Source organism: Serratia sp. L9 (assembly GCF_050632285.1).
GTDB lineage: Bacteria > Pseudomonadota > Gammaproteobacteria > Enterobacterales > Enterobacteriaceae > Chania.
In genome coordinates this window covers 5,282,109-5,303,869 of sequence record NZ_CP192591.1, presented here as the reverse complement: position 1 = coordinate 5,303,869, position 21,761 = coordinate 5,282,109, and the positions used below count along the sequence as shown (strand labels likewise).

The 21,761-nt window shown below is 46.4% G+C and carries 14 protein-coding genes and 6 pseudogenes; 10 read left to right on the top strand and 10 right to left on the bottom strand.

Annotation, left to right across the window (positions count from 1 at the left end; all coding sequences use genetic code 11):
- Window positions 1-183 precede the first annotated feature (183 nt).
- Complete coding sequence (locus ACQ86O_RS25260; RefSeq protein ID WP_431223349.1) at window positions 184-636, bottom strand: hypothetical protein; 453 nt, start codon at window positions 634-636, stop codon at window positions 184-186.
- A 105-nt stretch (window positions 637-741) separates the two neighbouring features.
- Complete coding sequence (locus ACQ86O_RS25255; protein ID WP_431223348.1) at window positions 742-2,067, bottom strand: tyrosine-type recombinase/integrase; 1,326 nt, start codon at window positions 2,065-2,067, stop codon at window positions 742-744.
- Window positions 2,068-2,476: 409 nt separating this feature from the next.
- Between ACQ86O_RS25255 and ACQ86O_RS25250 the strand changes: the two are divergent.
- Window positions 2,477-2,578, top strand: a pseudogene (locus ACQ86O_RS25250) (Arm DNA-binding domain-containing protein); the annotation flags it as partial.
- 189 nt (window positions 2,579-2,767) lie between these two features.
- Window positions 2,768-3,307: a DUF1003 domain-containing protein gene (locus ACQ86O_RS25245; protein WP_431223347.1), complete on the top strand. Its 540-nt coding sequence runs from the start codon at window positions 2,768-2,770 to the stop codon at window positions 3,305-3,307.
- Between the two features lie 91 nt (window positions 3,308-3,398).
- Here ACQ86O_RS25245 and ACQ86O_RS25240 read toward each other — a convergent pair.
- From ACQ86O_RS25240 to ACQ86O_RS25215, 6 genes and pseudogenes are all read right to left on the bottom strand, one after another.
- A pseudogene (locus ACQ86O_RS25240) lies at window positions 3,399-4,487 on the bottom strand (IS3 family transposase).
- A 49-nt stretch (window positions 4,488-4,536) separates the two neighbouring features.
- Complete coding sequence (locus tag ACQ86O_RS25235; RefSeq protein WP_431223346.1) at window positions 4,537-4,701, bottom strand: hypothetical protein; 165 nt, start codon at window positions 4,699-4,701, stop codon at window positions 4,537-4,539.
- A complete protein-coding gene (locus tag ACQ86O_RS25230) occupies window positions 4,685-5,056 on the bottom strand; it encodes a nitrogen fixation protein NifS (protein ID WP_431223345.1) in 372 nt (123 codons plus the stop codon). Before ACQ86O_RS25230 ends, ACQ86O_RS25235 begins: the two co-directional genes overlap by 17 nt.
- Window positions 5,046-5,684: a hypothetical protein gene (locus ACQ86O_RS25225; protein ID WP_431223344.1), complete on the bottom strand. Its 639-nt coding sequence runs from the start codon at window positions 5,682-5,684 to the stop codon at window positions 5,046-5,048. Before ACQ86O_RS25225 ends, ACQ86O_RS25230 begins: the two co-directional genes overlap by 11 nt.
- A 97-nt stretch (window positions 5,685-5,781) precedes the next feature.
- On the bottom strand, window positions 5,782-6,084 hold the full coding sequence (locus ACQ86O_RS25220) for a hypothetical protein (RefSeq protein WP_431223343.1): 303 nt from the start codon (window positions 6,082-6,084) through the stop codon (window positions 5,782-5,784).
- A 1,544-nt stretch (window positions 6,085-7,628) separates the two neighbouring features.
- A pseudogene (locus ACQ86O_RS25215) lies at window positions 7,629-8,321 on the bottom strand (hypothetical protein); the annotation flags it as partial.
- A gap of 255 nt (window positions 8,322-8,576) precedes the next feature.
- On the opposite strand from ACQ86O_RS25215, the gene ACQ86O_RS25210 reads away from it, so the two are divergent.
- Window positions 8,577-10,634 carry a phage tailspike protein gene (locus tag ACQ86O_RS25210; protein ID WP_431223342.1) on the top strand — a complete coding sequence of 686 codons (2,058 nt, stop codon included), beginning with the start codon at window positions 8,577-8,579 and terminating at the stop codon, window positions 10,632-10,634.
- A 316-nt stretch (window positions 10,635-10,950) separates the two neighbouring features.
- Here ACQ86O_RS25210 and ACQ86O_RS25205 read toward each other — a convergent pair whose 3' ends face one another.
- Entirely contained in the window at window positions 10,951-11,190 is a 240-nt protein-coding gene (locus ACQ86O_RS25205) for a DUF1127 domain-containing protein (RefSeq protein ID WP_431225828.1), read from the bottom strand.
- A gap of 165 nt (window positions 11,191-11,355) precedes the next feature.
- On the opposite strand from ACQ86O_RS25205, the gene ACQ86O_RS25200 reads away from it, so the two are divergent.
- Window positions 11,356-12,777: a PLP-dependent aminotransferase family protein gene (locus ACQ86O_RS25200; protein ID WP_431223341.1), complete on the top strand. Its 1,422-nt coding sequence runs from the start codon at window positions 11,356-11,358 to the stop codon at window positions 12,775-12,777.
- 187 nt (window positions 12,778-12,964) lie between these two features.
- Here the strand turns inward: ACQ86O_RS25200 and pepT are convergent, their stop codons facing one another.
- A complete protein-coding gene (pepT, locus tag ACQ86O_RS25195; RefSeq protein ID WP_431223340.1) occupies window positions 12,965-14,194 on the bottom strand; it encodes a peptidase T in 1,230 nt (409 codons plus the stop codon).
- Window positions 14,195-14,532: 338 nt separating this feature from the next.
- Here pepT and ACQ86O_RS25190 point away from each other — a divergent pair.
- From ACQ86O_RS25190 to nrfA, 6 genes and pseudogenes are all read left to right on the top strand, one after another.
- Window positions 14,533-16,124: pseudogene (locus ACQ86O_RS25190) on the top strand (ABC transporter substrate-binding protein).
- 543 nt (window positions 16,125-16,667) lie between these two features.
- Window positions 16,668-17,789, top strand: coding sequence for a JmjC domain-containing protein (locus ACQ86O_RS25185; RefSeq protein ID WP_431223339.1), 1,122 nt, complete (start codon window positions 16,668-16,670; stop codon window positions 17,787-17,789).
- A gap of 252 nt (window positions 17,790-18,041) precedes the next feature.
- Window positions 18,042-18,773, top strand: coding sequence for a TetR/AcrR family transcriptional regulator (locus ACQ86O_RS25180; protein ID WP_431223338.1), 732 nt, complete (start codon window positions 18,042-18,044; stop codon window positions 18,771-18,773).
- Entirely contained in the window at window positions 18,683-19,360 is a 678-nt protein-coding gene (locus ACQ86O_RS25175; protein WP_431223337.1) for a CPBP family glutamic-type intramembrane protease, read from the top strand. Before ACQ86O_RS25180 ends, ACQ86O_RS25175 begins: the two co-directional genes overlap by 91 nt.
- 356 nt (window positions 19,361-19,716) lie before the next feature.
- Window positions 19,717-19,938, top strand: a pseudogene (locus ACQ86O_RS25170) (MipA/OmpV family protein); the annotation flags it as partial.
- 407 nt (window positions 19,939-20,345) lie between these two features.
- Window positions 20,346-21,754 (top strand): annotated as a pseudogene (gene nrfA / locus ACQ86O_RS25165) (ammonia-forming nitrite reductase cytochrome c552 subunit).
- Window positions 21,755-21,761 lie beyond the last annotated feature (7 nt).

Sequence of the window (21,761 nt, the reverse complement as noted above, 5' to 3'; positions counted from 1 at the left end):
CATCTAAAAACCAATAGTTTCTATTGTTAAGGTTTATTGGTCTGACCAGTCCATTGGGGAGTCGATCATTACATAACCACATTCTTATCGTCTGAGGTTTACGCTTTAGCAAGTTAGCTAATTCAATCGTGGAAACCAGAGAGAAATTATCTAGATCTGATGAACGCAATATTTTTGATTGATTCATGCTGCCACCTCTGTAAAAGAGTTGTTGGCAAATGAATTAAAGGGAAGATTTAGGTGGCAAAAACAAGAAGGGAAGAGGGAACCAAAAACACTGACAGGTTCGGGGTCACTTCCATCGCTAGAACCAGAAGACGAAGAATTTTTAGCCGATTTGCTGGTGCTCCGACGTGACCTTGCTACCGAGCCAGTATGTGACATACACCGGGAAATCACATTCTGAAGTGAAATGCTGAGTGACTTAATTCTTACGTGTTTCTGATGAATAGCCTGATTCATTGCACGAAGAGCAACTTTCTTGTAATGGTTTTCAAACCATTGTGCAAGTGGTCGTGCATTAGCTGATGGTGTATCGTGCTGGATATCAAAATCGGCATTATGTAATCCCGACATGTTTACCAAAATTTCTTGGTCATCGCCTATGGTGCTGGTGCCAGTCTTTAGATCAAACATTCTGGTACATCTCCTTTATGGTTGAGGTTATGAGTTGATTGTCATCGAAGTTTATATACCTGTCAATCTATTCGAAATAATGTAAGCTGTTGATAATCATCAATATCAACGCACATCAACGTTCTTATTCTTACTGATTTTGGTTTGTTCTAAGATCCAGGTCTCAATTTTTTCATGCCATTTACGCAACAAATCTAATGGACGGCGACGGTAGTGTTTCTCAGCTAGAGCACTAGGTTTATGACCCATAATCTGCGCAACGACACCTGTTGGCACTTCTACCCATTCCGATAGCGTACCGAAGCTCCGACGTAAGCCATGCAAGCTGATATGAGGTAAGTTTGCCTGCTGTAAGGCTTGATTATGGGCTTTTCTGGGTTCAACAATTTTTCCGCTTTTGCTATTGCTACTAAAAACCCACTTGCTATCACCTGGCTTAACTTTTTGCGAATCGACAAGTTTCGACAGAATAGTTGAGACGTATGGTGTCAGCGGAATGGTCCGTTCGCCTTCGACCTTATCCCTGATGCGCATACTGGACCATTTGAAATCAATATCATCCCAGCATAGAGAAGCAATTTCTTCTCGCCGAGCCCCAGTCAACAAAAGTACCTGAAGATAGGTTGATATCACCGGGTTACTTAATCGCCGTACTTCTTCAAACCAGTCTCTTAGCTGTTCCTTTTGCAGGCAATCATCAACCTTACTGGCAGAGATCGGTACCATTTTTCTGACATTACGATCTTGTGTTATGTCGGAAGGAACGATGCTTTGATATAGCTTATGGTCATTTACCCACTTCAAGAATGTACGCAACACACGATAAGCATTGGCCGTAACGGTTGGCCGGGTTTGTCTTTCTCTTGCCAGCCACTCAGTAATGAGAGTAGGTGAAATTTCAGATAGTGGTAAATCGAGGAAAAATGCTAACGGCGCAGCAATAGTTAAACCTCTCCCCACCTTTCTGGCATTCCCACCACGATCAGACAGTCTGATATGGTCCGCAAGATAGCGTGGGGAATAAGGACGTTTAGTTTTGGCGCTAATGCCAGTTTTCAGTTCCTTGAGGTATTCTTCCCAAGCAGCAGAGAATATAATTTTTCCTCTGCGTAACTCAGTCTGCCGTGATTCTACAGCAGCAATTTTCTCTGCCTTAGCAATTCGGGGATCGATCCCTGTATCAATAAGTGTCTGAAGCCGCCGTGCTTCGGTACGAGCATCGTCAATTCTCCAATCATCAATACCGCCAATCGTCATGCGTAAGGTTTTGCCCAGAAATACACTCTGGAAGATGAACGCTTTTGTCCCTTTCGTCGCACGGCAAGCCAGCATGGTTACATCTGAGTCCCAAAGAAACTCTTGTGACTTACCTTCGGTCAGTTTGAATTTACGTAAACGTTCAAAGGTGAGTTTTTGCCTTGTGATGGCCATGTTTTAACTCCTGATAAATTCGTTACACCGAATCCTAATGTAACAGCTGGTGTAAGTAAATTAGAGCTATAATGATCAACGATGGTCAATTTGCATCAACACCAACATTCATTTATATTCTTGTTTTTAAAGAAAAATATATAATTTCATTTAACCATTCAAAGGTTTAAAAACATAAAACCTTCGCACTTCTAAGCCGTAGGTCACAGGTTCGAGCCCTGTAGGGCGTACCATTTTCAAGTCAACACACCTCTATTGAATTCGCTTTTTATCCCTTATACTCCCTGAAATTACTGAATTTTTCTGTCACGAGCTCTATCGAGGTCAACTCAGTTATACCCAAATCAAGTGGTATCTGGGGGGCCTTTGTGGGGGCCCATCGTGTTCAATGCAAAATGGGGGCCCCCATATGCCACTTAATGCTCGACAGATTGATACTGCAAAACCCAAAGAGAAAGAGTAGAAGCTCACCGATGGCGGAGGGCTATATCTGTTGGTGAAGCCTAATGGGGTTGTAGTTTCTTGCTACCGTTTATAGTTGTTAAAATTAGCGGCTATGAGTTTTGACAAAAAATTTCATCTACTTCTACTAAATGTCTTTTCTAACCCACTAATTCATCAGATCATTCACTCTTTGTAAGAATTTACCATGTAAATTTTACTGCATAATAAGAGTACACCTTTACTGTTATTATGTTTTATGGCTAACCTTTATCATACCCAACAATTAACCAAAAATGCCACAATGGATAAAAAATCGCGAGCCCAACTTTCACAGTTACGTAGAAAAAGTAAAGAGGAACATGAAGAGCTTTTGGCTGATCCTGGCGAATGTGAACAGGAGGCTACTTTTGGGGAACACCTTGCTGACGTCATCACCAGCAAGATAGCTACATGGACTTTCATCTTGATCCAAAGTGCAATAATCATTGTATGGACCAGCTATAATCTTATTTTCAAGAAGAGTGGCTTTGACCCTTATCCATTTGTTTTATTGAATCTTTTCCTTTCTTTTCAAGCTGCATATACCGCACCGGCAATAATGATGAGCCAGAAACGGCAGAGCATTAATGATAGTCGCCGCAATGAAATAGATTCAAACATTAACGTAAAAACGGACTTAGAACTCTATTCTTTACATGAAAAAATCGACAACATTAATAATAAAGGTAACGAAGAAATCAAACTGGCTTTAAAAGAAATAATCGATGAAATACGAAAAATGCAAGCTAATACATAACCGAACGGTGAACTCGCGTTTTATGAACAAAATAATGTAATAAGCTAAATTGCTGTTCCTGATTGATCTGCCCCAGGATTAGATACAACCTTCAGTTAGTAATGTCGGTTGGTTTTTCTTTATATCTCCCATTTCGCCAGTCCGCTGCAAATTCAACTGGAGTCTGGTAATCCAGCGATGAATGTGGGCTGCATTCGTTATAGTCCTGTCGCCAGTCATTAATGATCGACCTGGCGTGAATGATGTCGCTAAACCAGTGCTCATTTAGACATTCATCACGAAAGCGTCCGTTAACGCTCTCAATAAATCCGTTCTGTGTCGGCTTGCCCGGCTGAATAAGCCGCAGTTCCACGCCATGTTCAAAGGAGCGCCTGGCAGGTAAATTCAGGACCCTGATCGGGGTAACCACGAAAGAGTGCAATACTGTCCAGAATGCGTGTCACCTGAAGGCCTGAAGCTCCGAAAGCGACGCTGATCGTCAGGCACTCTTTCGTGAAATCATCCACACCGGTCAGGCACTTAATCCGGCGACCGCTGGACAGCGCATCCATAACAAAGTCCATTGACCAGATCAGGCTCGGCGCATCCGGGCGCAAAAGCGGAAACCGTTCGGTCGCCAGCCCTTTACGGCGTCGTCTGCGTTTTACGCTCAGTCCATTAAGGTGGTAAATGCGGTATACCCGCTTGTGATTGACGTGAAGGCCCTCCCGACACAGTAACTGCCAGATGCGCTGATAACCAAAACGTCTGCGTTCCAGCTCGGTGATACGCCCTGATAAATGTGCATCAGCAGATGGGCGCTGGGCATCATAGCGGCAGGTTGACAGGGACAAACCTGTAAGCCTGCAGACACGACGTTGCGACAGACCGGTCGCATCACACATCAACACCACGGCTTCCCGCTTCTGGTCTGTCGTCAGTACTTTCGTCCAAGAGCGACCTGAAGTGCCTCCTTATCCAGCATGGCTTCGGCAAGCAGCTTCTTGAGTCGGGCATTCTCCTCTTCAAGCGACTTAAGCCGCTTCACTTCAGGAACTTCCATGCCGCCAAACTTCTTGCTCCAGGTGTAGGAAGTGGCGTCTGAAATAGCATGCTTGCGGCAGAGTTCACGGGCAGAAGCTCCGGCTTCGGCCTCTCGGAGAATACTGATGATCTGTTCGTCGGAAAAACGCTTCTTCATAGGGATGCCCTCACGTTGCTGATGAAGACATTACTAACATCGGAGTGTACTAATCGCCGGGGAGCAGGCCATAGCCTAATGCTCCCATTACGCCAGCATAAACGGTGGCTGCGCCAGTTTCCCATTGTCCAGTACCGCCACCCCCACCAACTATTGACATTAGTTCAATCTCGCTAGTTATTTCATTTAAAAGCAAATTATGTTCTTTTCTCATTGCATATCTCCTTTACTTTGTTAATAACGGGTCTGACATTATTAGTTACATAATCCATCATGCTTAAGTGAATTATGTTATCTTTATCGAAGCCATTGCTATAAAACTGGAAGCGTAATCCAGGTGCACAAACTAATAACCTAATGTTTTGCTCTATTATTTTTTCTATATCTGCCTCGGTGTTGTCACTTTCAACAATCCAGTTTATTCCTGCCAATTTTAACTTGCGTTGTAAAGAGGCAATGTAATCTTTTCCCTTGTATAACCCGAAAAGCCCGCCGCCCGCCCCAAAAATAGGAGCGCGACCAAGGGTTGGTGATGGTCTGGAAATAAAGTATATTTTCTCAGGATTCATTATTTCTCTCCTTGCTAATTAGGTCAGTGTTCTTTAAATATAACGTTGTCATCTCCGATGGAAATCCATTACGCTCTACATTAAGCAATAGTTTTCTAGCTTGCGATATTAATCCTGCTTCATATAGATAAAATGAAAGAGCAGCATCAATATGCAATCCTTCAGAGTGTATCATCTCACTGTGGTCTTGATCTCTTTTACTCTTTAGCTTTATTGTTTTATCGATGTTTTTCTTGGCGGTTATTTTACACTTAAATATATCATACATTAGTTCGTAATAAGTTGCATTGCTACTTTTGGGGATAATCTCCCGCATAAGATTAATTGCCAAATAAAAGTCAGTCTCACTATCCATTGATTTAAGTTTTGCTCTGGCCATAAGGTCTAATATCGGAAATGTATAACGATCTGATTTTAAATTATTTATATCAGAATCTTGGCGTACTTTTAGTGAGCGTAAAAGGGATTGGTAGATGTTATTTGGATTTAAAGTTTCAAAGGAGTCACGAAAATAAAAGAACACCCACCGTAAATAGTTGGGTTCATTTTTTATATTTTTAATGTTTAACGCTCTATTTTTATTTATTTTATCATTAACAATAACAGCTGCAGTCAACGTAACATCCATGTTCAATCCCCCTAAACATCCATTTAGACGTCATTATAGCTATCTATCTTAGCAAATGATCTATTTTTTAAAAATCTACTTTTCCGATAGCAATGGCTTAATTGAAGGATGTGTTATTTTTTAATAACATGGTTTCGGTAATGTCTGGAGAAGTGTGATCGAAAACGACAACAAGTTGAATCGCGGGTTTAATAACTTGATTTTTAATATCATGAATCTTCCTTCCCTGAAGAAAAGGATGCAAAAATATGTCTCCAAATGCACAATTTTGCAAGCCTTGTGGTGCTTTACAGGACATAAGACGATCAAATCCATTGTCATCATCGAATGGGCTAACACGAAAATAAGACGTTTTCATGGCTATTCGTTTAGTTGTATCTAATGTCGCTTTATCCATCATGACTCCCTCCGTGAAGATTGCTCCTGAATCGAAAGATATTACTAATAAGCTTTAGTAAAAACATTAATGTGACTTTGATGAACCATGTTTGATATTAACCATAGAAAAACCTGAGGCAATATTTATTTTTTAAACTATTAGCTTGTAAATAATAACCACAGTTACTGTTTTAATGCTTTATCAACGTATTTTAAACGAAGAAAACCGCAGGATTCTAATGTAGTGATAGTTTCGGTCTCAAGAAATGGCAGTTTTCTAGATGAGGAGCATGGTTCAGACGAGTAATGTTTTGAAATGCGAGTTTCCTAGCACTAATTTAAATCATATCAATAAGTTATATTGAGCATGATTTATTGACGCTTATTAGTAACAAGCATAAGCCCTAACGCATCAGCCCAGTGAAAAATTAAACTCCTGCTTCATGTTGGAAGTAAGCAAATTCGATATTATCCGAAAAGCATCTCCCATTCTGTCAAAAGAAATGATACTTTCGAGAGAAATAGCGCCTTAGTATGGGATGTTAACCCAACCATTAATGTATGGCATGTGATGTCATGTAATTCTAATATGGTTACTCCATAGTGTAAATTAATTTACCTGACGGACAACAGGATTATGAAAAAATGGACTTTTATTCTCCAGGAAGCTTCCCGCTGACTGATGCACAGCAGGGGATATAGTATGCTTCTCAAGCCAACTTATCCTCAAAATTATATGTTACGGGGCAGGCACTACTGTAATGGTCTAATGATCCCGGAAACTTTGTATGACAGGGCGCTTTAAGCTGGTTTTCCCTGGCCGGAATGACAGCACCAAGCCGATGAGCGAGGCGAGTATTAACCCGTTCCGTCCTCACCAGTATAATGGCTGCCTCAGAAAAGGGCGTCCATCACATCACTACACTCTCCACACCCAGACCATTACGAAAGCGAAAGCAGTACCGGCAATGACTATGGAAATTAAGTTCTCTATCATCATCCTATAAACCCCCAAGTCAGCACAGCCAAGCAAATGAAAATCAACGCAAACCCTGCGCATCTATCCATCGGAAATTCACTTTTCTTCATGACATCCTCCTGTTTTTCATGCTCCTTACATACTTATCGTTATCTTCGCGATTTTCTTTACAGCAAAAGTTAGTTCCAGGCACAAAAGATTCACCGCAACCGCCATTAATGCAAATGGGTGAGGGTGGCATGTTTGCGGCTGGCAATTGTTTCATCAACCATCAGTTGGGCTAAATCTGCTGCCTGGTCTAACTGATCTGCGAGCATGGCTTTTCTCCTAAGCCTAAGATTTTCTCGACATCAGCAGACTCACAGCCGGGCGCCAAAGTCATACGCCCTTCATGCGAAGTAACTTTGACCAATGCAGGCATAGCCCCGCACTGACTCCATAGCCCTTGATAATTACCTGCTCAAGCGAATCCGTCCTAACTCTCCCGCCAGTGAAATAGGCACGGGGCATCCTACTCCAACAATGTGAGCGAACACCGTTTACCGGGGAAAATTGAATTGCACTCTAAAAGTTTGTCACGCATCTGATCAGCGGCTTACAGGCTGCCGGTTAAAACGCTCAATAAAGGCATTCTGTGTCGGTTTACCGGGCTTAATAAACTCCAGTATGACACCATGCTCTTCAGCCCATTGTGCCAGCGCCAGTGAGATAGTTCTGGACCGTTGCCCATTCGCATCCTCAGCGGATACCTACGCACCATTTTCGATACTTTCCCCCATTTCTTGAAGTGCAGATAACGGTACTCCAGCCTGGACTAACCAATTGGCCCATGTATGCCGCAGATCATGAAATCTAAAGTCTGCTATCTCTGCACGGCGCTTACCAGTATTCCACGCAGAGTTATCATCAACACGTAGCTTTCTGATCGCTGTCGTTGTTCCACCCCAGACATGTAGTGTGAACAAATACAAAATGAGAATGCCTGCCAGTACTTTGCAGGCGGCATCGTTAAACATCACTCCAATTGCTTGCCCTGCCTTTGCATCATCTGGATGAATCCATGCCACCTTTCTTTGCATATCGACTTGTGACCATTCCAGATTGATGATGTTGGAGCGTCGTAAGCCAGTAGCCAAATCAAAAACCACAATATGCCGGAATCTATCAGGCATACACCAGATCAGCGCGGCAGCTTCTTCTTTTGTCAGCCACCTGACACGCTTACTTACTGGTTTCCTAACTTTCACCACAGGAGCTTTACGTAACCATTTCCATTCATCAGCGGCCATCTTTAGCAATCTCCGCATAAAGGAAATGTGTTGGCTGCGTGGCTATGCGAGTTTGGCGACCTGATGGTGTGAAAGTGCGCCGGGAGAAATCCCGGCTATTGCTAATAGCAGTAATAGAGTGGCAAGGAAAAGTCATATTCAAGCATAGATCAATGTGTTGTTTTGTAGCGCATGAGACATCAGAGCGCGTTTGGGGCATTTCACTGTAAGTAATACAATTATGTCTCCCACCAAAGGAGAACGTAAATGATTGATGTTAAATCAAATGTTGTCATTTCAATGCCATCCCGGCTTTTTACGTTAGCTAATTCTTTTGAAGCTGCAGCTAACGGTAAAATCTACATCGGTAAAATCGATACTGACCCCACTATTCCCACAAATCAGATCCAGGTGTGCATACAGAATGATGATGGAAACACCGTGCCAGTGGTGCAGCCGATTTTAGTCAATGCTGATGGGTATCCGATCTATAACGGTCAGATTACAAGGTTTGTAACCTCAGAAAACTACTCTATGGCTGTTTGCGATGCTTGCAATACTCAGCAATTCTATTTTCCAAACATGTTGAAATATGACCCCGGACAGTTTGGCTTTCAACTCAGTGCGCCTAATGGACAAGGATGTATTTGGTTTTGTCCTGATGTCATTACATTAAAAACTATTGAGCCAGTATATGATGGACAGCGAATTTCTCTAAGGCAATATACTTTTGGCACTGGTTTAGGTGGCGGTCAGTTAAGTGCAGTTATTGATGGTTCAGCATTAACAGACAACGGGGTTACAATATTTAAAACCGTTGGGGGAGCTGCGTGGGTTAGAATTAATGCGGATATAGTGAGCACTTTGATGGCCGGAGCTAATCCGGTAGAGGATGTAGATAATTCTGATGCTATCAATAGAGCTATAGCTGCAGGGAATAACATAGAATTCTCAGAGGGTATTTACAAATACTCGAAACAAATTGTACTAAAGTCCAATCGAATTATTAATTTAAGTAGGGCTATACTTTACCCAACTGATGATATATCGTCATCAACAATTATCGGTTATGAGTTATCTAACGTCGATATTGTTGGGGGGTATATCGCAGGTAGTGGAAATCGTCACTCGTCGAATTCATCTCTTATTCAACTCACCAAGTGTACAAAGGTCAGGATTTCTAAAACAAGGATTGAAAAAGGATCCGCTGATGGCATCCGAATGATATCTTGCAGTGACTGTACAATTATAGATGTTGACTCCAATCACAATTATGATGTAGGAATTCAGGATCGAGATGGCTCCTACAATTTAATACAGGGGTGTTCAACGTATTTCAATGGTAATACTGGGGTTGTCAGTAATAGTGGCGGCCGAGGTATACTGCTGTGGAGGACCATAGGAACTTTATCCGAGTCTTGCAAGGTTGGTTATAACACTGAATTTGGATTCAGGGTTTACTCTCAAAGCAGTGATAGTGTCCCAAGTAGAAATATTATGGTATCGAATTTGCGTTGTGTGGATAATGCAGAAATGGATATCTATATTTTTAACGCCCAAGGCGCAATGTCAGATATCACTTTTACCAATGTCATGATAGAGCGCTTTACCGATCCTCAAGATACTTGCCTTGCCGTACAAGGTACGAGAACTAAAGTGTTAGGTGTAACCATTACCAAACAAGGAACAAGACTAACTCGACATGCTATCGGGCTATATCTTGCAAATAAATGCATCATTGATGCTGTAACAGTGGATAATGTTGGGCAGATTCTTAGCCATTCACAATCAGCTGATAATACAATTAGTCGCGTAATTGGTGAGTGTTCGAAAATGGGGCCGCTCGGAGTGAGAACTATATATAGAGACTGTTATTTGATTCATGCAGGTAGCGGAACGAATGATATTGCGATTGATGCTACCGCTGTGAATTCCGAGTACTCAGGGATTATATCAGGTTGTAGATTTGAAAACTTTTATCGTGCAATAAGTTGGGCTGCCCACAGTGTGAGTCTTGCCAATAACTCATCGAGTGGTACTACTGATGTGGATCTGAGAATGAATGGTGACGGGATACCCAATTTGTTTATGTCAGGAAATCGATGGAGCGTCGGTTGTAACCCTGCAATATTGGATACATACACTAGGCAGGGGAGTGAGATGACATCGAAACCTACATATTTTGGTAACTCTGCTCCAACAACATATTCATGGCCTGTGGGGGCAAGAGTGTTGAGAGCTACTCCCGTTGTCGGGCAGCCAAAAGGTTGGATTTGTACGGTTGCAGGAACGCCTGGCACATGGGTATCAGAGGGGAATTTGTAAAATATAGGCCGGGAGCAATCCCGGCTAATTTTCTTTCCCTCCAGATCATCGTCCTACCATTCCCCAGCCAAATCGATCTTCACACATACAATTCACCGTGACAGCTCTGTGTATACACAGTGATTGTTGTGTGAGGATTGTATGGTATCTAAGTTTCCGAGCCCGGCGCATGACTACACGCACGATGGCAGTGGCTTGTATCTGTTGGTAAAGCCTGATGATGCGAAATGTTGGCGTTTGTAGTATTCCCCTTTTTACAGAGGATATAATTAGGATCAGGTCGGGTGCTATCTATGCTGCATCGGCTTGTAATCTCTCAACGCCAAAACGGGCGGCTGTAGTCCCGCTTGACGTCATCCCGGCTCAGGCCAATATCCCTTAACTGATCGTTATTCAGCCTTGCCAGTATATTGGCGGCCTTACGCCGTTCATTCCATCGATATCCCCATCTGTATGTTTTTTGCCACAAACGGCTAAAAATATTACGGCGTTTTATTGTGGCCCGCGAAGCCGATGAACAACAGTTATCTGATTGATCTTCAATTATATTACTCATCATCGACTCCCATCAGTAGGTGAGCCATTAGATTGATACTTCAGTGAAAAACTTTACAGATGCAAATGCTGGCTATTATTTCTATACAGATACGTGATACATAATCTGAATGCTAAAAACTGGTGCCATCTGTACCAGTCGTTCTCAACTGACCCGGTGATATCAATGACTCGCTACCAACAATTGGCCGAGATTCTTAGTCAGCGCATTAAAGAGGGGCTGTATGTTGCCGGGGAGAGGCTCCCTTCGGTCAGAGTGTTGAGTGACGAGCATGGGGTCAGTATCGGCACCGTACAACAGGCGTATCGGCAGCTCGAAGATGGTTTGCTTATTGAGGCGCGGCCGAAATCGGGATACTTCGTGCGTTGCAGTTCGAATCTGCCTTCTTTGCCCGCAGTATGCAGCCATGCACAAAGGCCGGTTGAGATATCCCAGTGGGAAAATACGCTGGAGTTTTTAATCAGAGGCGAGCAGGAGAAAGTCATACATCTGGGCGTCGGTACGCCCGACCTTTCTGGCCCTGGCCTTAAAATACTCAGCCGTTTGCTGAGTCGTATTAGCCTTCATCAAAGTGAGGAAGCGCTGGATTACGACAGTATTTACGGCACGATGGTGTTGCGTGAGCAGATTGCCCGCCTGATGTTGGACAGTGGCAACCATCAATCCGCAGAAAATATCCTTATTACCTCCGGCTGCCACGGCGCCCTGGCAATTGCTTTAGGTGCCGTTTGCCAGTCTGGTGACATTGTGGCAGTGGATTCCCCCAGTTTTCATGGCGCGATGCAAACCCTGAAAGGGATGGGCATGAAGGTGATTGAAATCCCAACCGATCCAGTGGTTGGAATAAGCCTGGAAGCCTTGGAGATGGCACTGGACCAGTGGCCGATTAAAGCTATCCAGCTCACACCAACCTGCAATAATCCTTTGGGTTACAACATGCCGGTTGAGCGCAAGAAAGCTCTGCTAACTTTGGCCCAGCGCTATGACGTCGCTATTATTGAGGATGATGTGTATGGCGCTCTTGCCTATCAATATCCTCGCCCGCCGACCATTGCTTCGTTTGATGACGATGGCCGCGTATTGTTGTGCAGTTCTTTTTCAAAAACGGTTGCCCCCGGCCTGCGTATTGGCTGGATCGCACCGGGGCGTTACTTGGAAAAAGCGTTGCATATGAAATATATTTCTGCGGGAAGGGTACCCACTTTGCCGCAACTGGCAATGGCTGAATTTATCAAGCAAGGGCATTACATGCAGCATTTACGCCGCATGCGCCGGCAATATCAGCGTAATCTCGACATAATGACCGGGTGGCTGATGAAATATTTCCCACCGGATATCTGTCTGAGCAGGCCACAAGGTAGCTTTATGTTATGGGTTGAGCTGCCTTATGGCTTCGATAGCCTGCGCCTGAATCGCTGCTTGCTACCCCAGGGCGTGCAGATAGCCGCCGGATTTATCAGTTCTGCTGCGGGGAAATACCGTAATTGCCTACGGCTCAGTTACAGCAAACCGATGAGCAGTGAGATTGAGCGGGCAATTCAGAAAGTGGGTAAAACGATTTATGAATTATTGGAGGAGGGGCAGTAAGTATTTCCTCGGAGCCGCTATTTTGGGGGTTCAGCCCATCATAAGTACATCTCCTGAGCCTTGTGGGGCAAATGCAAATAAGAGCAATGTCGTGCTAAGTAAACCCTCTTATCAATCCCATTTTATACGGGCTGCTCAAAACCTGAAACGGGAGCAGCCCGTAGGATTTCCGCCTTGGACCAACCCGTTACTCTGCCGCCAATAAACAGAGTTTTAAAGCCACGTTATAAGATGCTGCGAAAGATTTAAGGGGTAAAAACTCAAACCGTGAATGGAAATTGTGTGCGCCGGTAAAGAAGTTTGGCGTTAATAACCCTTTTGCAGACAGCGCAGCGCCGTCTGTGCCCCCGCGCATGGGAATAACTTTCGGCTCAATGTTCAATTCGGCCAGCGCAGCAAAAATCAAATCAATGGCCCGGCGGTCTTCAGTGATGGCGTTGCTGATATTGCTGTAGGTATCGCTGAGGTGGTATTCCACGCGGGCGGTGGGATACTGAGCGGCAATCTTGTCTGCGATTTCACCAATCTGTTTTTTGCGGCGCTCAAAATTGGCCAAATCAAAATCGCGGATATTGGCTTTCAACAGCGCTTCGCTTTGTGATGCCTGCATACCGTTAAACCAAATATACCCTTCGCGCCCATCCGTGTATTCAGGGGTCTGTTGGCGATCAAAATGGCTGATGTAATCCATCGCCATCAGCAGCGGGTTCACGAGTACGCCTTTGGAGGACATTGGGTGGCTGGTCACGCCGGTAAAGCGCAGTTCGGCGCTGGCGGCGTTAAAGTTTTCATACACGACTTCGCCTAACTCGCAGCAATCTATTGTCCAGGCAAAATCGACATCGAAACGCGCCAGATCCAGGGCTTTTGCTCCACACAGGCCAACCTCTTCGTCCGGCACGAACGCTACCACGATATCGCCATGTCTGTGTTCTGCCGTGAGATTTTCCAGCAAGGTCATCACCACCGTCACTGCCGCTTTGTTATCCGCGCCCAACACGCTGGTGCCGTCGCTGAATATAATCTCTTCCCCAGAGTAGGCGTTGATTTCTGGGTGTTCAACTGTGCGTAGCCAGATATCTTTCTCCGCATTCAGGCAAAGGTCTTCCCCGACAAAACGCAAAATTTGTGGGTGGATGTCTGGTGATAAACCGACGTCAACGGTATCGATATGAGTGATAAAACCGACGCGTGGCGCGCCCGGTACGTTGCCTTTTTTCACCGCCGTAACCGTGGCGTGTTCGTCAATAACCACATTATCCAGACCCAGTTCACGTAATTCTTTAGCCAGCATTTGCGCCATCTCATGCTGGCCTGGAGTGCTGGGCAAAGTGCTGGCGCCAGGGGTGCTTTGGCTGGTTACGGCGAGATAGCGGAAGAAACGCTGAGTTAACTGTATGGTGAGCGGTGAGGGCATGGGGTAGTTTTTATGAACGCATCCCGTTTGCAACGGTCGCCATTGTTCTGACGCTGATTTCTTGCAGGCTTTTACATTCTACGCTGGCGCATATTTAAGCCAGACTGCGATCCCACCGCCTTACACAATCATTGTCATTCTTATGGCCACCAGAACAAACTTTCAGTATTCATCCTTTTATTAGATGTTAATGTTTGCGAACTTCAGCTTTTTAACAGTGGCTGATGTTGGCGTAATTTTTTGTTATTTGCTGGCAAACTAAAATTAATGTTATTTATTAAGGCACTTAGTACAAGCTTTATTTGTTCCGTGGCAAGCTCACCAACAGGAAGATAGTGATGAGAATGATAATTACCACGCTTGCGCTGGCCGTAGCAGCGCTGTCAATTAGCTCTGGGGCGGCTGCAAACACGCTGGTCTATTGTTCGGAAGGTTCCCCGGAAAACTTTAACCCGCAACTTTATACCTCCGGCACCAGTGTGGATGCCAGCGCGGTGCCAATCTATAACCGATTAGTGGATTTCAAAGTTGGTACCACTGAGTTGCAGCCTAGTCTGGCAGAAAGTTGGGACGTCAGTGACGACGGTAAGGTGTATACCTTTCATCTTCGCCAGGGGTGAAATTCCAGAGCAACAAATATTTCAAACCAACCCGTGATTTTAACGCCGATGATGTGATCTTCTCGTTTATGCGCCAGAAGGATCCCAAGCATCCTTATCACAACGTCTCCAACGGCAACTACTCCAACTTCGAAAGCCTTGAATTCGGCAAGTTGATCACCGCCATAGATAAGGTCGATGATCATACCGTGCGTTTCACTCTGGCCCATCCAGAAGCGCCGTTTGTCGCAGATTTGGGCTGGTATTTCGCCTCGATTCTCTCCGCTGAATATGCCAATGCCATGTCCAGAGAAGGCACACCTGAGCGTGTGGATATGGACCCGATAGGCACCGGGCCGTTCGAGCTGAAGCAGTATCACAAAGATTCCCGGATTCTGTTTACCGCCTTCCCTGATTACTGGCAGGGCAAAGCGAAACTCGATCGTCTGGTTTTCTCCATCACTCCAGACGCGACGGTGCGTTACGCCAAGCTTGAGAAAAATGAATGCCAGGTGATGCCGTTCCCTAACCCGGCGGACCTGCCGCGTATGAAAGAAAACCCAGACATCAACCTGATGCAAAAAGCCGGGCTGAATACCGGCTTCCTGGCGTTTAATACCCAGAAGGCCCCGATGGATAACGTGAAGGTCCGCCAGGCGCTGGCGTTGGCTATCAATAAACCGGCGATCATCGAGGCGGTATTCCACGGCACCGGTACGAAGGCGAAAAACCTGCTGCCACCCGGTGTATGGAGTGCTGACGATCAACTGAAAGACTACGATTACGATCCAGAGCAAGCCAAGGCGTTACTGAAAGAGGCCGGCTTTGAAAATGGCATGACCATCGACCTGTGGGCAATGCCGGTTCAGCGCCCGTATAACCCTAATGCCAAACGCATGGCCGAGATGATCCAGGCTGACTGGGCGAAGGTGGGGGTGGTAGCGAAAGTGGTTACCTTCGAATGGGGCGAGTACCTGACGCGTGTGAAAAATGGCGAGCATCAGGCGGCACTGATGGGCTGGACAACGGCAACCGGCGACCCGGACAACTTCTTTGGCCCGCTGTTTACCTGCACCGCAGCGAACGGCGGTTCCAATTCGGCGAAGTGGTGTTATCAGCCGTTTGATAAGCTGATCCTGGAGGCGCGGGCCGAGAGTAATCACGACAAGCGTGTACAGCTCTACAAAGCAGCCCAGCAGATGATGCACGATCAGATGCCAGCCGTGATGATTGCTCACTCAACGATTTTCGAGCCGGTGCGCAAAGAGGTGACCGGGTATGAAATAGATCCATTCGGTAAACACATTTTCTATCAGGTAGATGTGAAGTAACGCGCTTTTCAAGGCTTCAAACTGATTTGGATAAAACTTGTCCGGAGAGGAATGAAGCCTTATCTTTTTAAATGATGATGGTCTACCAAAGAAGGGAGGGGACATGTTTTTCTTAAAAAATACTTCCGGGGGCAGTAAAAATTCGAATTCCAGATATCTGGGAGCATCAGGGGTTATAAGCGGGATTTTATTTTGCATTGAGGCGGTAAGGCGATATATTTTTGAAACTGACTTGTTTGGTATGCCAACCTATCAATCCGGCATCTGGCCGTTGATCTTTTTATTCACCATTGGTTTTATCACTATTCTTGTTGGCGTGCGGTTTTACAGGAAATCTAATTAAACCTGGGCTGGATGCAGTGATTATGCGCTGAGCCAGTTTGGTTGCCTTGCTGTGTTTACCAGGCGCCGGAGGGAAACAGACTGGCCACAAACCGAATCACTCTTGCTTGCCACAACACCTGCCTTTGACCAATGACAAAGCGGCCCAGATATCAGCCATTTTATAATCAGGCTCATTTATCTGCTCACTGGTGTGAAAGTATGGCTTATCAACTGACCCTCAATTGGCCCGAATTCCTAGAAAAATACTGGCAAAAACAACCTGTTGTATTAAAAAATGCTTTCCCTGATTTTGTCGATCCTATCACGCCGGACGAACTTGCGGGCCTGGCGATGGAAGCCGAGGTAGATAGCCGCCTGGTCAGCCAGGCCAATGGCCAATGGCAGGCCAGTAACGGGCCGTTTGAGCATTTTGATGGTCTGGGTGAAACAGGCTGGTCGCTGTTGGCTCAGGCGGTTAATCACTGGCATGCACCCTCGGCTGAGCTGGTGCGCCCATTCCGCGTGTTGCCAGACTGGCGTCTCGATGACCTGATGATCTCCTTTTCAGTGCCGGGTGGTGGCGTTGGTCCGCATATCGATCAGTACGACGTATTTATCATTCAGGGCATGGGCAGCCGCCGCTGGCGCGTGGGTGATAAGTTGCCGCTGAAGCAGTTTTGCCCGCATCCGGCGCTGCTGCACGTTGAACCCTTCACGCCAATCATTGATGAAGATCTTGAGCCGGGCGATATTTTGTATATTCCGCCGGGCTTTCCGCACGATGGCTTTACTCACGAAACCGCACTTAACTATTCGGTCGGTTTCCGTGGGCCAAACGGCAGGGATTTAATCAGCAGCTTTGCTGACTATGCGCTGGAAAACGATCTCGGCGGCGAGCATTACAGCGATCCTGATTTAACCTGCCGGGAACATCCGGGGCGGGTTGAGGATTACGAGCTTGATCGCCTGCGCGGGATGATGATCGAAATGATTAATCAACCAGAAGATTTTAAACAGTGGTTTGGCCGTTTTGTTACCACGCCACGCCACGAGCTGGATATTGCACCTGCCGAGCCTCCTTACGAACCGAGTGAGATTGTTGATGGTCTGATGGGAGGCGAAGTTCTGGTACGTCTGAGCGGGTTGCGGGTGCTGCAAGTCGGCGATGGCTTCTTTATCAATAGCGAACGCTTGGAAACGGCCGATCCGAAAGCTGCCGATGCCCTGTGCCGTTTCACCACGCTCGGTAAAAAAGAGTTGGGTGACGCGCTGCGCAACCCGGCTTTCGTCGCCGAGTTAACTGAGCTGATTAATCAAGGTTACTGGTACTTCGACGAATAATAGCACGGCTCATTGCGGTTTCCGGAAGTGGCGCTCCGGGAACCCTGTCCACCCTCTGTTCTGAGGGTGAAAACTAAAACACCAACCCCTTTCATTGCTGCACGCTGGCCCACTTTTCTCGTCATCCACCTGAATGCATCCCCTCTTGGTTATGGCGCTGGTTCATTGCGTATAAAAACAGCTTATTTTAATTGACTGACCGTCAGTCAATATGTATTGTAAGGTTATTCCATACACAATTAAGGGGTTTTTATGGCACGTACAGTAAAGAAGCCAGAGGTTCGCCGGGCGGAGATCCTGCAGGCAGCAGGCAATCTGTTCCAGGCTCAGGGTTACGAAACCACTTCCGTCGATGAGATAGTCCGCAGTGCTGGCATCGCCAAAGGCACGTTTTATTACTATTTCAAATCCAAAGAAGAGATCCTCGAGGCGCTGGCACAGCAGATCTGTGCCGATATAGTCAGTCGTTCGCAAGTTATTGCTGATGATCCGCATCTGGGGGCGATTGAAAAGTTCTGCGCCATTATTGCGTCACAGAATCAAACCGTGGAAGGCGGCCAGTCTATTGTTGAAGATCTGCATCGCCCAGAAAACCGTGCGCTGCATGAGCGCAGTAATATTGAAACGGTCCGGGCTTTTGGGCCGATTCTGGCATCAGTAGTGGAGCAGGGGAATCGGGAAGGGGTTTTTCAACTCGAAGATCCGCTGTCCACCGTTCAGTTTATTCTCGCTGGATCACTGTTTCTGTTTGGCCACCAGACTTTTAACTGGACGCCAGAAGAAGAGGCTGCCCGTATGCAGGCTATGTTATTACTGATTGAGCGCGCCTTTGGTGCTGCACCGGGGTCTTTTGCTGCGGTATTAGGGGCCAGTATCCAGGGGAGAGATGATAGATGGCACCTTCAATCCGCTATTCCCCGCAACGCTTTTTTGCTTTGGCTTTTGGGTTATCGTGGCTGCCCTGGACAATGGCTGCTTATTTAAGTCACTTACCCGATAAGCAGCACCTGGTGATGGCTGTCGCGTTGGCGGGATTACTCGGCCCAGCGCTGGCGGCGGTGGTTATGCTCCGGTCTTCTGCAGATAGCCGCTTGTGGCAGGATTTTCGCAGTCGAATATTTTCTTTGGCGGGGATAACGCCAGGCCGTTTGTTGTTGATGCTTGGGTTTATCCTGCTGCCGCTGCTCGTAGCGACGTGGTTGTCGGTACGGGCCGGTCAGAGCAGCGCTCAGTTTTCGTTATCCCATCATTTTCTTCCTATGTTGCCGTTAGCACTGATAGCGGCATTATTAGAAGAATTGGGCTGGCGCAGTTATGGGGTTGATAGCTTAAGGAGTCTCTGGAGAATGCTGTTGCCCGTTTCGTTGGCGTTCAGCCTGCTATGGGCACTTTGGCATTTACCTTTATTTTTTATTGATGGCACTTATCAAAATCAATTGTGGCAGGCGGGGGGATCTATACTGCCAATTTCTTTATCAGCATATTCCCCGCCACCGTCATGGCCAATTGGTTTTATTACCGTTGCCAACGCAGTATCCCGGCGGCCATTCTGTTCCATTTTACCTTGGTGATGGCGGCAGAACTTATGCAGATAGAGCCGTTGACCAAATGTATCTGGACGGCAATATTACTGCTGGTTGCGGCATTTTTAATTGCAATTGAACAAGATTTTTTCTGTAAAGAGTAATTGGCAATATTTTGCTGAAATATTAATAGCACATTATGTTACGCCATCAGCCTTTTACCGCTGAGGGTAACGTTGTACCTAAAAATATAGAAATTTGACAATGACTAATATTATCCCCCCGGTTGGGGGATCATCAGTAGTGAAATTGCGAAAGATATTCTGGGCTATAGCGATGGCATAGTGGTTGACGTTGGCGATGCATACTCAGGCCAGCCGGGCTAATGACAATGGGGGCCAGGGGCGGGTATGCAGCGGCAAAATGCTGCCTTTCATGATTACTACTTTGGTATTAGCGGGCACGCGTCACAGCGTAGCGCGTTGCCTGAATACAAGGCAAAAAGTGGTCCCTCAACTTACCCATTTCTCGCGAATTACCCTACCGTTAACGATAATTGGCCACTGCTGCTGATGAGCCAATATCAGCAGGTGAGTGACACAGTAAAAGACAGCCTGCCGACCTGACGGGATTAGGGGGCGATGCTGGTTAGCGCGGTTTTATACACGTTTTTATTAAGCGAGGGTTCTAATTTATCGGTGAGTAACCGCCAAAGTTTGTATTGAGCCGACCTCGGCTGTTGAGTATCTCAACGCGGTTTAACTTCCTGAAATCTACAACGCGCAATTACCTTTGCGTTTCAATAACTAATTAGGGGTAGACCTATTTTTGCGCTGCCTCGCAAATTTCAATCAAGACCTCAAGAACCACTCGGAAATTGACCAAAGACAACATTTTTTATGTGGTCTATGTTATCCCTACGCTCTGTGTAATGTCGAAAATCTGTTCTTAACCGAACCTAACAACTAATAAGGCACTGCGATCAAGCAGGCTAATGGATGGGATGCTTATGAATAAGGTAAGCAATATCTTGATGCTATTTCTGGCAGGGATGTATACCGGGGTTTTATCTTTTACGGCACAAGCCGATGCGTCGCAGGCTGCAGCGCCGCAGAAGATTGAAGCCAAAAATGAAACCTTCGCTGCATCTCACGCGGATCAATACCAATCCTGGAAAAAACCTCTGAGCAATCCGATCGGGTTGATGCCTTGGGGGAAGATCCGCGCTTGGTGATCCTCTGGGCAGGCTATCCGTTTGCCAAAGATTACAATAAGCCACGCGGTCACGCCTATGCCATGACGGATATCCGTGAAACCTTACGTACCGGCGCGCCAAAAACAGCGGAAGATGGGCCATTGCCTATGGCCTGCTGGAGCTGTAAAAGCCCGGATGTTGCCAGGGTGATCGCCGAGCAGGGCGAAGCGGCTTACTTCCATGGTAAATGGGCGCGCGGAGGGCCGGAAATTGTTAACGACCTCGGCTGTGCTGATTGCCACAATACCTCCTCTGCTGACTTTGCCGCAGGCAAACCGGCGCTGACGCTTTCCCGCCCTTATGCTGCCCGCGCCATGGAAGCCATTGGCAAGCCGTTTGATAAAGCTGGTCGCTTCGATCAGCAATCAATGGTGTGCGGCCAGTGTCACGTTGAGTATTACTTCGACGGCAAAGACAAGGCAGTCAAATTCCCTTGGGACAAGGGCACCACGGTTGATCAGATGGAGGTCTATTACGACAACATTGACTTCTCCGACTGGACCAACCCGTTGTCCAAAACGCCATTGCTTAAAGCCCAGCATCCAGAATATGAAACCTGGAGCGCCGGTATTCATGGCAAGAACAACGTGACCTGTATTGATTGCCATATGCCTAAGGTGCAAAACGCCCAGGGCAAGATCTACACCGATCACAAAATTGGCAACCCGTTCGATAACTTCGATCAGACCTGTAAAAACTGCCATACCCAGGATAAAGCCAGCCTGCAGGATGTGGTCGCCAAGCGTAAGCAAGACATTACCGAGATCAAAGTGAAGGTTGAAGACCAACTGGTTCATGCCCACTTTGAAGCAAAAGCGGCTTGGGACGCAGGTGCAACCGAAGCAGAAATGAAGCCTATCCTGTTGAATATTCGCCACGCGCAATGGCGCTGGGACTTTGCGATTGCTTCCCACGGGATCCATATGCACGCCCCGGATGTAGCGTTGCGCGTACTGGGCACGGCACTTGACCAGGCTGCACAGGCTCGCGCCCAATTGATCCGCCTGCTGGCAACCAAAGGCATCACCCATGAAATTGCGCTGCCGGATATTTCCACCAAGGCAAAAGCGCAGTTGGCTCTGGGTATGGACATGCCTCAGTTGAATGCCGAGAAGCAAGAGTTCCTCAAGACGGTAGTACCGCAGTGGGAAGATCAAGCACGCAAAAACGGGCTGTTAGGCAAATAACCCCTCC